General features: G+C 36.0%; 11 protein-coding genes. 6 read left to right on the top strand and 5 right to left on the bottom strand.

Features of this window, described 5'->3' with window-relative positions; translation table 11 throughout:
• Nucleotides 1-214: 214 nt before the first annotated feature.
• Genes BM260_RS05465 through BM260_RS05455 form a run of 3 tightly spaced genes read right to left on the bottom strand, consistent with a single transcriptional unit; the run spans nucleotide 215 to nucleotide 3053 of the window.
• A complete protein-coding gene (locus BM260_RS05465) occupies nucleotides 215-1780 on the bottom strand; it encodes an ABC-F family ATP-binding cassette domain-containing protein (protein WP_093535897.1) in 1566 nt (521 codons plus the stop codon).
• A gap of 34 nt (nucleotides 1781-1814) precedes the next feature.
• Nucleotides 1815-2003 carry an SE1832 family protein gene (locus BM260_RS05460; RefSeq protein ID WP_175496208.1) on the bottom strand — a complete coding sequence of 63 codons (189 nt, stop codon included), beginning with the start codon at nucleotides 2001-2003 and terminating at the stop codon, nucleotides 1815-1817.
• Between the two features lie 45 nt (nucleotides 2004-2048).
• Nucleotides 2049-3053, bottom strand: a complete 1005-nt coding sequence (locus tag BM260_RS05455; protein ID WP_093535893.1) for a hypothetical protein — start codon at nucleotides 3051-3053, stop codon at nucleotides 2049-2051.
• Between the two features lie 79 nt (nucleotides 3054-3132).
• Between BM260_RS05455 and BM260_RS05450 the strand changes: the two genes are divergently transcribed.
• Together BM260_RS05450 and BM260_RS05445 are read left to right on the top strand one after the other, a co-directional pair.
• A complete protein-coding gene (locus BM260_RS05450; RefSeq protein WP_093535891.1) occupies nucleotides 3133-3891 on the top strand; it encodes an NAD-dependent epimerase/dehydratase family protein in 759 nt (252 codons plus the stop codon).
• Between the two features lie 141 nt (nucleotides 3892-4032).
• Nucleotides 4033-4596 (top strand): NADPH-dependent FMN reductase, encoded by a 564-nt coding sequence (locus BM260_RS05445; protein ID WP_093535889.1) that lies wholly within the window; start codon nucleotides 4033-4035, stop codon nucleotides 4594-4596.
• Nucleotides 4597-4992: 396 nt separating this feature from the next.
• Here BM260_RS05445 and BM260_RS05440 read toward each other — a convergent pair whose 3' ends face one another.
• Both BM260_RS05440 and BM260_RS05435 read right to left on the bottom strand, forming a co-directional pair.
• Nucleotides 4993-6981, bottom strand: coding sequence for a bifunctional diguanylate cyclase/phosphodiesterase (locus BM260_RS05440; protein WP_093535887.1), 1989 nt, complete (start codon nucleotides 6979-6981; stop codon nucleotides 4993-4995).
• Between the two features lie 201 nt (nucleotides 6982-7182).
• Nucleotides 7183-9372, bottom strand: coding sequence for a DNA topoisomerase III (locus BM260_RS05435; RefSeq protein ID WP_093535885.1), 2190 nt, complete (start codon nucleotides 9370-9372; stop codon nucleotides 7183-7185).
• A 326-nt stretch (nucleotides 9373-9698) separates the two neighbouring features.
• On the opposite strand from BM260_RS05435, the gene BM260_RS05430 reads away from it, so the two are divergent.
• From BM260_RS05430 to BM260_RS05415, 4 genes are all read left to right on the top strand, one after another.
• Nucleotides 9699-10370, top strand: a complete 672-nt coding sequence (locus BM260_RS05430; protein WP_139219901.1) for a hypothetical protein — start codon at nucleotides 9699-9701, stop codon at nucleotides 10368-10370.
• 16 nt (nucleotides 10371-10386) lie between these two features.
• On the top strand, nucleotides 10387-10869 hold the full coding sequence (gene ybaK / locus BM260_RS05425) for a Cys-tRNA(Pro) deacylase (protein ID WP_093535881.1): 483 nt from the start codon (nucleotides 10387-10389) through the stop codon (nucleotides 10867-10869).
• Nucleotides 10870-10955: 86 nt separating this feature from the next.
• The gene (locus BM260_RS05420) at nucleotides 10956-11603 is read left to right on the top strand and encodes a YczE/YyaS/YitT family protein (RefSeq protein ID WP_093535879.1); all 648 of its coding nucleotides are present in this window, start codon (nucleotides 10956-10958) and stop codon (nucleotides 11601-11603) included.
• 78 nt (nucleotides 11604-11681) lie between these two features.
• Nucleotides 11682-12743 (top strand): hypothetical protein, encoded by a 1062-nt coding sequence (locus tag BM260_RS05415; RefSeq protein ID WP_093535877.1) that lies wholly within the window; start codon nucleotides 11682-11684, stop codon nucleotides 12741-12743.
• Nucleotides 12744-12783: the final 40 nt, after the last annotated feature.

Here is a 12783-nt window from a genome sequence, read left to right as displayed (position 1 = left end):
GAAGCTAGAGTAGCGATGCGGAATCAGGTGGATACCAGTATACTTTCTCTAGTTATCCTTATCCAAAATTGCACTTACTTGTTTTTAAGGGTTGAAGAAGGCGTAGGAGAGACAAGCCCACAAAAATACTGAAAAAAAGGATGCTGTTGGTTGTGACCGATGTCACAACCAACAGCATCCTAAAAAATCTACTCTGTAATAATATAGCAAAATGCTACTCTTTAATAACTTCTTTACCAGTAGAGAACCATTCTTCCACGTTCCATACTTTTGTAACAAGCCCCTCATAAAATTCAGGTTCATGGCTTACTAGCACAATTGTACCTTTGAATTCTTTCATAGCTCGTTTTAACTCTTCTTTCGCATGAATATCCAGATGGTTGGTCGGCTCATCAAAGATTAACCAGTTTGTTTCTTCCATCATTAATTTACATAGACGAACTTTAGCTTGCTCGCCACCGCTTAAACTTGAAAGGGGACGAGAGATATGATCGCTTTTTAGTCCAGTACGAGCTAAAGCACCACGTACCTGTGCTTGTCCCATGCTTGGGTATGTTTCCCAAATAGCTTCAATCGGTGTGATATCTCCAGCTTTTACTTCCTGTTCGAAATAACAAGGAGTTAAAAAGTCGCCACGTGTTACTTTTCCGTTTAAAGGAGGTATTTTTCCAAGAATTGTTTTAAGCAAAGTCGATTTACCGACTCCGTTCATTCCGACTAAGGCAATTTTTTCGCCACGCTCAATGGAAAAAGTCAATGGAGGTAGTAAAGCCTTGTCGTAACCGATTTCCAAGTGCTCTGCTTCTACAACATAGCGACTAGGGCTACGAGATTCCTTGAAACTAAACTCTGGTTTGGCTGCCGTTTCCGGGCGGTCGATTCGTTCTATTCGATCCAGTTGTTTCTGACGAGATTTTGCTCGTCCAGTCGTAGAGTATCGTGCTTTGTTTTTGGCGATAAAATCTTCTTGTTTTTTAATGAAATCCTGCTGCTTTTCATAAGCATCAATATGCTGTCTTTTGTTTAGTTCAGCAAGCTCTAAGAATTTCTCATAAGATGCGGTGTATCTTGTCAGTTTCGAAAATTCTAGCTGGAAGATAACGCCTACGATACCATTCATAAATTCAGTATCATGGGATATCAATAAAAATGCGTGTGGATAGTTTTTTAAATAATTGGAAAGCCAGTTTACATGCTCTTCATCTAAATAGTTGGTAGGCTCATCCAATAGCAAAACTTTAGGTTTTTCTAATAATAGCTTTGCAAGTAAAACCTTTGTACGCTGACCACCAGAAAGTGCTTCGACTGGTCGATCTAAACCAACAGCATCTAACCCAAGACCTCTAGCAACCTCTTCTATCTTCATATCTAACGAATAAAAGTCACCGGCATCTAAAGCATCTTGAATGTCCGCCATTTGCTCTAATAACACTTCAAGCTCCTCGGGAGTAGCTTCTGCCATTTTTCCAATAATTTCGTTTAACTCTGCTTCTTTTTTATAAAGCGGTAAATAAGCATCGCGTAGTGTATCAAACATTGTACGTCCTGGTTGTAGACGAGTATGCTGATCTAAGTAACCGTAATGGGTACCTGGCAGCCATTCTACACGTCCTTCGTCATGAATGATTTCACCTGTTAATATATTCATTAATGTTGACTTTCCAACACCATTGGCACCTACAAGTCCAACATGCTCACCCTCGACTAAGCGAAATGAAACATCCTTAAATAGGGTACGATCTCCGAATGTATGTCCTAAATTTTCTACTAATAAGCTCATGTATCTATTTCCTCCAAAAAGAAAGCTCTGCGGATTATAATAATTCCGCGAGCTGTTTGTTTAGTTCTGCAAGTTTTTCTTCCATTGTTGCTAGTCTACGTTCAGCATTTTCAACTTGAGTAGGATGGCCATTTGACTCTAACTTTTCCATATCACCTTGCAAGTTAATATAGTCCAATTTTAGCTCAGCAATTTCTGATTGTAGCTGTGATTTTGTCATCATCGATCACCTTCAGTATTTTGCATTCATTGTAGCATAAAAAAGGACCTAGCGTACGATTTCTTGTTCCTCTTTCGAACTTGCAATGGTTTGTTCAATCAGTTTGACTAATTCTACTAAGTTATTACTAAAATCAAAACGTTTCTGCTTTTGTATAAAGGCGTTTCTTCTATTATCATGAAGGATAATTTCCATCACCGCATTTTGAAGGTAAGATTGTTTTATCTTTCTACCAAGTCCTAGGTTTGCGAAGCCATGTCCTTCCTGAGGGAATGCGTAGTTAACTTCATCTTCGTGTGCACAAAGAACGATGCAAGGAATTTGAAATTGGGCTACTAGGAATGGCATATATGTTCCGGAAGTTATTACTATATCACCGTTTGGAAGGAATGTTTCAGGTTCTGACGTAGAGACAATTTTTATCGATTTGCGTGTAAGTGCAAATCGTTTCAGTTCGAGTATATCATGCTTGTAATGTTCGTCCACTAATACGCTAATCTGAAGTGGAATATGAAGTTGTACAAGATGTCTTAAAGTTCGGTAAGTTAAATTTTCGGGATCTTCATGCGGAAAACTTACGATAATATGCGGGGGATCCTGTATCGTGTTATTATTTTTATAGACCGTTTTTTTGGTTGGAATATAGCCAAGCGGACCAAATACATATTGCTCTTTAGTTAAGTCCTTTGGATTTTCATACAATGATTGAATGACAAGATCAGCCAATGTCCCACCATCTCCATGGTCGTCCAAATGAATAAGCGTACTATTGAACATTTTTAAACGACGGATAAGATCCTTTTCCGAATTTCCGCCATCATGCATAATACAAGTAGGATCAAAAACTTTCATTTCCTCGATTAGGTGTGAATTATTTCTATACAAAAGAGGTTGGATTTGCTGTTTTTTTAAATATTGAATGAGGCTTGTATTAGAGTTATGCACAAAAATTTCGAAGTTAGTTGGTTTTAATGAAGAAAGTAATGCTACTGCACGATCAGCAGGATAAAGTCCACGATGTGGCAGTGTATTTAATATATAAGCTAGTTTCATATTACATCTTCCTTTCCAATAGTTATCTTTTAAGTGTATGGAAATGGACAGGTGCTTATGACAAAAGGGGGGAAGTAAAATGGCTAAAAGAGTGGCTATAGTAGTAGGTGCTACTGGTTTTACTGGAAAATTCTTAGTAAAACAACTATGTGAAAGTGAAGAATATGCTGCAGTATCAGTAATAGTAAGAAGAGATTTTGCTTATAAGCATGCCAAACTTGATGTTCAGGTTAAGGATTTTGATAAATTAGAAGAAAACGATTTAGATATTGCAGACGATCTATTTTGCTGTCTAGGTACCACGATGAAAAAAGCTAAGTCAAAAGAAAATTTTGAACGAGTAGATTTAGAATATCCATTAAGAATTGCTTCGTTAGCCAAAAAACGTGGGATTCCAAATTTTCACGTTATCTCGGCAATCGGCTCCAGTAAAAAGTCACCTTTTTTCTATAGTCAAGTGAAGGGCAGATTGGAGGAGGGGTTATTAGCAATAGACCTACCGCATCTGTTCATTTATAGACCTTCGTTGCTTACTGGAAATCGAGAAGAATTTCGTTTAGGGGAGCGCCTATCAGAAGGTGTTTTCAAACTTTTAAATCCTATTTTAATAGGGCCGTTTAAAAGACTTCGCTCTATTCAAGGGGAACAGCTGGCTTTTGCTATGTACCATTATGCATTACATAATACAAAGAATAATGTAAACGTCTATAAACCACTGGACATTTTAAATGCCAAGCCATTTGAGACAGTGGAAGTAGAGCCCATTTCACGGGAAGAGTTGTTTAATTGGGATAATCGAGAGGATATTTTTGTTGATAAAGATACTTCGAAAGATTAAGCTTTCTGAAAAAAATTAAAATGTCCGAAAGCGTCATAACCTCTCCGTCAAAAGGATGAACTTTGATAAATTGGATCTCATTTTACAATTTTAGCGTCTTTTTTTGATACAATAAAGGACGAATAAGGAGGTTTTTGTAAGATGAAAATTCTACTCGTAGACGGAACGGTAATTGGTACGAAAACTGGTGTCATCTTAGAACAAGTGAAGGACTATATAGAAGAAGTCAATTCAGAGTACACTTTAGAAATTATTCACCTTTCAAATTATGAACATCAGTTTGTAGATGGACGTCCCTTTGAAAACTACAATGATGACATGAAACTATTGGTGAGTAAATTTGACCAAGCAGATGGTTTCATTATCGCATCACCTATTTTCCAAGGTTCTATACCAGGAGTACTGAAAAATACCTTTGATTTTCTTCACCCCAAATCCATGCGTTATAAACCAGTATCAATCGTTGCCAATGGTGGAACATACCAACATCATCTTGTCATAGAAAATCAGCTCAAACCAATTTTAGATTACTTTAGATGCCTAGTAACACCTAATTATGTTTACACACATAAAAGTCATTTTGATGAAAACAATGTCATTATCGATAATGATGTACATGATCGTTTAAGAGAGCTTGCTCGTGTATTTGTTCAATACGCAGAAATGAGCAAAAACCTTTCTAAGGAACCGATGGATGTCCGCTAAAAATGTAAGATGTCTCTGTAAATAGAGATGTCTTTTTTTATGGCCATTATTTATCCTTCAACAAAAATTATATTCAAATGAACTTTATTGGCTTTGCGATGTCTAATATGTATAGCAGACAAGGGGGTGACTGAGTGGAGACAATTGAAATTGTTAGGAAAGCCATTAAAGGGGATGACGAGGCTTTCTTAGCAATTGGGGAGATCAAGATGAACAATTTACAAAAGTAACTATAGATGCAAAAGGCATTATTAACCCAGTTAAAATAGAGTTCGTTGCATATCCCAATTACTTAAATGGGTCTGTTTCGCTCCAAGTAAAATAGGTGGTTGGATATAGAGATTAGATAGGTAATAATAACAGGTGAAGAAAACATGCTTTTTCTTCACCTGTTTATTAATTATTTATTAAGTAAGTTTGTTCAAATTCTTCGAGAGAAACAGGCTTAGAGAAATAGTAACCTTGAAAATATGTAAGACCAAGGCTATTCAAGTAATCGACCTGCTCTTTTGTTTCTACACCCTCTGCAAGAACATCGCATTTTAATCCTTTGGCAAGATTCATAAATGTATGCAATATGAGCTCCGCATTAGTTTCTTTACCGATTTTATCCACAAAATACTTATCTATTTTCAATTTATCGATTGGAAAATCGACAAGATCTGCTAACTTAGAATACCCCGTTCCAAAATCGTCTAAGGATAAGCGGATTCCATATTTTCGACAAAAGGCAATATTACTTAATATATTTTGGTCGGTGTCTAAATTAGCATTCTCAGTAATTTCGATATCTACCATCTGTGGTGGAATATTATAAAACTGAATAAAGTGAATTAAATCATTAAAAAATTTCCTGTTTCCAAGTAGCTTCGGAGTAATATTAATAGCTACTGGCTTATTAAAACCATAGTCCTGGATCCATTTAGAAACTTTGGAAAACACCTCGCAGATCAAATACTTTGTGAGTTCCTCTATTCTTCCACTATTATCAGCAATTCCAATAAACTCTGGAGGAGTAATATACCCGTACTTCGGATGAATCCAACGAGTGAGCACCTCTACGCCGATTACTTCATTATTTGTAGAATCGAATTGAGGTTGCACAACAAAGTGAATCGCAGTATCTTTTAGATTCCCATGTAACTCATTTTCAATATGGACCTTACGTTCTATCTCCTCAATCATCGAGTATTCAAAGAAACTGAAGTTATTAATACTTCGTTTTTTGGAAGTATACATAGCAACATTAGCGTAACGAAATAGTAAATCGGTATTAGACGCATCCTGAGGATATCTAGAAATTCCAATGCTTAGACTTAACGGAATAGAAGGTACTGATTTGGATTCAGAAATTTCTTGGAAGTCTTGAACCAATTTATTTGCAATAATACTTAACTTTTTTTTATCTACTTCATCTGTGAAAATAACAAACTCATCGCCACCCACTCGGGAGACTACCTTGTCTACTTTGATAGTTTGGTTAAAAAAATTAGCCATTTCCACAAGAATTGCATCCCCGCGTGTATGCCCATACATATCATTTATCAATTTAAAGCCATCTAAATCTATATAAAAAAATGAAAAAGGCTCACCGTTTTTTATTTTACGCTGTAGCAGGTCATAGGTCATTCTACGATTAGGTAAATGTGTTAAAAAGTCAAAATAAGCTAAATTCCTTAAATCTTTTTCAATATTTTTTCTTTCGGCTATATGATGGAAAAAAACAGACAAACCACCTTCTGCTATTGGATAAGCTTTAACCTCGAACCATGTTGGTATTGATGGGATGAAAATTTCTTGTTGTCGAGTTTCCTGTTCTAACATTACTTGTTGAAGAAAAGGGAAAAATTCTGTCTCTAACAAAGAAGGGCTTTCGGAACTTTTATAGTTAAAGCTTGGAAGTACTTGGCTGAGTAGGGTTTTTCCATACTCATTTATGTATGTAATATTCCAACTTTTATCGACTGAAAAGAAAGCATCTGTCATACTTTCTAAAATATTCTTCATCTCTGAGACTACTTCTTGCTTATATGCTGAGTAAATAATAATTGCACCTACTCGATTGGAAGAGAGGGTCAATTTGTACGTACGAAATAAATAGTAATACTGCTTTTGTTCTATAGAAATTGTAAACTTCTTTTGAAATTCATCTGTATCTCCACGCAGTATTTGTTGAATAGAATCCAATTGCTCGTAATTCTGTGTTGACTCTAATAAGTCCGTGAAGTTTGAGTTCTTAACAATTAGAGGAACAAATTCATTCACTGTTTCAATCTTTTCCCACGCACTATTCATGTTTATTATGTTTCCAGTATCGTCCAGTACAATGATTAAATCTTCTGAGGCATTTAATATTGTATTTTTTAAGGGGACAGCTATATCCAACTATTTCACCTCATAAGTTCAGTGTTATTATGTCAATAATACCACCTATCGGATAAAAAAGGGTGAGAAAATAGTAATGTAAATGTAAAAAAATGATGTAATTATGATTATATTGGAGTAATAGTTGAAAAGTATGTGGAAATAATAGATAGAAAAAAATATACATCAGATCCTAGTTAGGAAATGATGTATAGTTTTATATTATTTTAAATTTAATTTTTTTAATGCTTCTGCTAGTGCTGTATTTACAGGTTCTTCTTCTTGGTTTTGTTTCTTTAAATACTTTTGTACATCGCGTTTATCCACTTTACCACCTGAATTTTTTTTCCGGCGTTCGAAAGCAGATAATTTTTCTCGGAATCCACATTTACATGTGAAGATCTGACCATCACCCTCACCGCGCAATTCCAGTTTTTTCTTACATTGTGGACAACGGGCATTAGTAACTCTTGCGACGTTTTTGCGATGGCCGCATTCACGATCTTGACATACAAGCATTTTCCCTTTTTTTCCGTTCACTTCAAGCATAGGTTTGCCACAATCAGGACAGCTTTTTGTGGATATATTATCATGCTTGAATTTTTTATCACTATTTTTGATATTGCTAACAATTGTTTTCGTATAAGTTTTCATTTCATTAATAAATACGTTTTTACTCAATTTCCCTTTTGCAATTGCATCCAATTTTTGCTCCCATTCAGCTGTAAGGGCAGGTGTTTTTAGATCTTCTGGAACTAATTCAAGTAATTGTTTCCCTTTAGAAGTTAAGTAAATATCCTTTCCTTTTTTCTCCATAAGGAATGAATTGAACAGTTTTTCAATAATATCTGCCCTTGTAGCAACTGTTCCTAATCCACCTGTTTTATCCAGTGTTTTAGCTAGTTCCTTATCCTGTGTACCCATATACTTTGCCGGATTTTCCATAGCTGTAAGTAAAGAACCTTCATTGAACCTTGCCGGCGCTTTCGTTTGTCCTGATGTTTCAGTAACTAATTTCACGGAAAGTTTATCGCCTTTGTTTATGCTAGGAAGTAGTTGTTCTTTCATGTCTTCAGTATTTTCTTCCTCATCAAAACGATTTTCATATACTTCCTTCCAACCTGACGAAAGAATCGTTTTTCCTTTTGCTACAAATAATTCATCACCAATAGACGCTTTGACCGTAATTTGCTCATATTCAAAAGGAGGATAAAGTACTGCTATAAAACGTTTAATCACTAAGTCATAAATTTTGCGTTCTTTATCTGTAAAGTTAGACTGTATTACTGTTTCTTCTGTTGGAATAATAGCGTGGTGATCTGAAACCTTACTATCATCTACAAATGCTTTGGTTGCTTTTATAGGCTTTTGTAATACTTTGTTAGCAAATGGTCTATATTGCCCAATGCCAGATGACTTTAGACGTTCTGGTAATGTCTCTACAATATCAGTAGAAATATATCTTGAATCCGTACGAGGATACGTTAGCACTTTATGTCGCTCATACAAAGTTTGCATAATACCAAGTGTTTCTTTCGCTGAATATCCAAATATTTTGTTGGCATCTCGTTGGAGCTCAGTTAAGTCATATAGTTGAGGTGCAAAGCTTTTCTTATGTTTTTTATCGACCTCTACGATGGTTCCCTGTTTGTTGTCCACTTTAGAAACAATTTGTTCTACTTTTTCTTTAGTGAAAGTACGAGAGTCATTTGTTTGTTTGTCCACCCAAGTAAGCTTTAACTTTTGATCTGTATGTGCTTCCACACCGTAATATGTTTTCGGTTTAAAGTTTCTTATTTCGTTTTCTCTTTGAGCAATAATCGCGACAGTTGGAGTCTGCACACGTCCACATGAAAGTTGTGCATTGAATTTACTTGTAAGTGCGCGAGTTGCATTTAACCCGATATACCAATCTGCCTCAGACCTTGCAACAGCTGCGTGATATAAATTTTCATAAGCTTTACCTGGTTTTAAATTTTGAAAACCATCTTTAATAGCTTTATCCGTTACAGATGAAATCCAAAGTCGTTGAACAGGTTTTTTAACCTTAGCTTTTTCAATAATCCATCTCGCTACTAATTCACCTTCACGACCAGCATCGGTTGCAATGATAATATCACTGACATCCGTACGAACTAACTGACTTTTGACCGCATTATATTGTTTGCTTGTTTGTTTAATAACGACTAGCTTCAAATCATTTGGGAGCATTGGTAAATCATCCAAATTCCACGTTTTATATTTAACATCATAAGTTTCAGGATCTGCTAATGTTACTAAATGTCCTAATGCCCAAGTAACGATATATTTGTCACCTTCTAAATAACCGTTTCCTTTTTTATGACACTTGAGGACATTTGCGATGTCTCTTGCTACAGAGGGCTTCTCTGCAATTACAATACTTTTCTTCATTTTATAACATCCCTTCGAACTACCATTAAAATTTAATATATCATATAGTAAGGGCTTTTGCAGTGGCGGACGCCCTTAGTCAACCTGGTAGTTAGCGACTTATATTCAATGTTCAGATTGCGTAAAAAACAGTTTTGGCTCTTTTATGAATTTTATAAGACATTTTAAAAATTACGGATAAGTATAAAAGACCTATAAAATTAAAAATTTTATAAAAAACTATTTGAGTCTTTATGCATGTGAAATTCATGACAATAGTTAGTTTGAATATTTTGTGAAAGTGGTAAAATGTTAAGAAGGAGAACTATATGGAAAGAGGTGGAAGAATGATGTTGGTGAGGGCGACAGGAAACGGTACTTTGAACTTAATAGCAGAAGCAGAACAACGTAAACAAGCCTTTCAGCGTAAAGATGTAGGACAAGCCTATCGTAAAAATGCTGAATATTATCAGCCTAAAAAGAATCCTACATTAGCAGACTTAGAGGATTTGTTACTTGGGAAGAAGGAAAAAGAAAGTGATTCCCCCGAAATAAGTGCGGCAGTTAAAGAGTTTCAGCAACTAGAAAAAAGCAAAAGTATGCTAGAAATAAAAGGACCTGCAGTTCCAGTGCAAATAGTAGGCGGTCCTACCCCTGAAAAGACGATAGAGCTATTAGAGAAAGTTAGAAGTTCTGCACTTGCTCCTGATTACCTGAGTTCCGAAGACTTGCGACTAGCGGCTAATGCTACTGCAAAAATACAAACCGTTCAAACACAAATTACATTAAACGAAGAAGCAACTAGACAAATCGAGGTTGAAGCAAAAAGACAAAGAGAAGATGAGGCTGCGGTATCTAATCGTTCTGTTCAATATGATCTTCAATCCCCTGAGGTGCAACGGGAGGATTTACAGAAAAAAAGATATATAGAACAAGCAATTGCAAAATACTCATTTCAAGTGCAAATGAAAAAATATGGCTTTACTGACCAACAGCCAAGTTTCTTCCGCATAGCATAAGAAGGGGCTTCCAAATATGAGCAAAAAACAAAAGACGAATGCGGTGCGTAAACTTGAACAGCAAAACATTGCGTTCGAAACAATAGAATATGAGCTAACTGGCGATCAAGTAGACGGGATAACTGTAGCAGATAAAATAGGCTATCCCGTTTTTGTTGTCTATAAAACACTGCTTGTTACCGCTGGAGCAAATAAGCATTTTGTTTGTATTATTCCAGTACATAAAGAATTAGATTTAAAAGCAGTAGCAAAAGTGGTAGGCGAGAAGAAAGTTGAGTTGTTGCCGTTAAAGGAATTGCAACCAACTACTGGTTATATTAGAGGGGGATGCTCCCCAATTGGGATGAAGAAATTATTCCCAACATGGATAGATGCAAGTGCAGAGAGTCTTGATTTTATCCTCGTAAGTGGCGGGAGAATAGGTCTTCAACTAAAACTAAGTCTACAGGATTTACTTCAGCTAACGAATGGGGGAATTGCAACAATTATTAAAATGTAATCATTTGATAAAAACACCGTTATAATTGACCTACTATATTACTGGAGACTTCTAGGCGGTTTTCAGAAACAGGAAGTAGGATTCGAATGAAGCAATTAGTTTGGCGTTGGATTTTTTTTGTTACGGGAGTCACTACTATGGCGTTGGGAATTTCGATGACCATTAAAGGACAGCAATTTGGAATTGGACCATGGGATGTATTTCATGTTGGTTTATATAATCATCTTGGTTTAACTATCGGGACTTGGGCAATTTTGACGGGTATCACGATTGTATTGGTCACGATGATTGGAACGAAGAAATTTCCACAGCTTGGTACATGGTTAAATATTCTTTTTATAGGATCGTTTATTGATGTGTTTAACTGGATTTTACCTGATATCACAAGCTATATAGGGCAAATAATTATATTTGTTATTGGGGTTGTTATAACTGCAGTCGGTGTAGGGGTTTATGTTTCTCCAAATGTTGGAGCAGGTCCACGTGATTCTCTTATGCTGTTACTCATGGCTAAAACAGGTTGGAGTATTAAAAAAGTAAGAACCGGAATTGAAATAATTGTGGCACTTGCTGGCTGGGCACTTGGTGGACCGGTTGGACTAGGTACTATTATTATCGCGTTATTGCTTGGACAGATAGTTCATTATTCATTGCCTTTGTCTCAAAAACTACTATATACCATTTCCGGTTATACATTGCCGTATGTGAAAAAGAGTGTGGAAAATCAAACTTGATTTTCCACACTCTTTTTCATATTTTACTAGGACAGTGCATATAGTATTTCTTGAAGGAATGATAGGGAGGATGACGCTATGAACGGGGTAATTACTCATTATATGGGAAGGTCATATACGGGACAAGGTGTGAAAAACTTTTACAAGGAAATTATTCAAGAGGCGAACAAAGTATATTTCTTTAAAGGGCCGACCACCTATCGATTGACCGAGATATTCAAGGAAATAGGCTATAATGCAGTGCGTAGAGGTAAAAATATGGAGTGGTTTTATGACCCGATGCATGAGGATTTGCTGGAAGGCTTGTATATTAATGAAACAAAAACACTTTACTTACAAGCTGACACTGTAGACCCTATCTATTACGGGGCAGGACACGAATGGGTACCCTATTATGAAGCATATAATGACCGCAAACTTCATGATATTGGACCAATAGTAAAAGAAAAGCAGATTACTAATGATGTATGGCTATCAAAAGGGCTTCAAGCATTATCTCGAGCAAAAAAAATTCATGACGAATGGGAACTGCTTATACAAGGAGCCATCAATTGGGATGGTATAAACACATTGCTTGAAGAACGTACTAAGAAAAGTATCGGTAATATACAACTTCAAAAGAATCCAAAGGTTACACATCGGTTAATGGGTTCTCTTACTCCACTTGGTGCAAAGGATACTTTGGAGTCTATTTCTAAAAACTTGAAAAATAGATTGTATATAAAAGGATTACCGGGTAGTGGAAAGTCTTCTTTTATGAAGAACTTTGGGGAAGAGGCAAAGCTACATGGATTAGATGTAAGGTATATTTGGTGTGGCTTGGATGCAAATAGTGTAGACGGGATAGTGATTCCAGAACTCCAATTATGTGTGGTCGATGCGACGAGTCCTCATGTTTATGAGCCAGAACGTAATGGAGATGAAATTATAGACTTCTTTCCGCATATCAATCAAACCATGTTAAATGAAGATAAAATAGTAGAGGTAAGAAATGAATATGCAAGTGAGATGGAACTTGCTCAAGATTATTTATGCACATATTCGGGAGAATCGAAAATGATTAAGATGCTTTACGACTCAGCAATTGAAGAGGAAAAGTGGAGAGAATTACAGGAGAAAATGCTTGAAACGATAAGATGAAAACATGGAATTAATCGGAGAATAGCAATAACAAGGCCCT

It is taken from the genome of Psychrobacillus psychrotolerans (assembly GCF_900115805.1).
Taxonomy (GTDB): Bacteria; Bacillota; Bacilli; order Bacillales_A; family Planococcaceae; genus Psychrobacillus; species Psychrobacillus psychrotolerans.
Note: the sequence above shows the minus strand (reverse complement) of the source record. Positions and strands in the feature narration are given on the sequence as shown.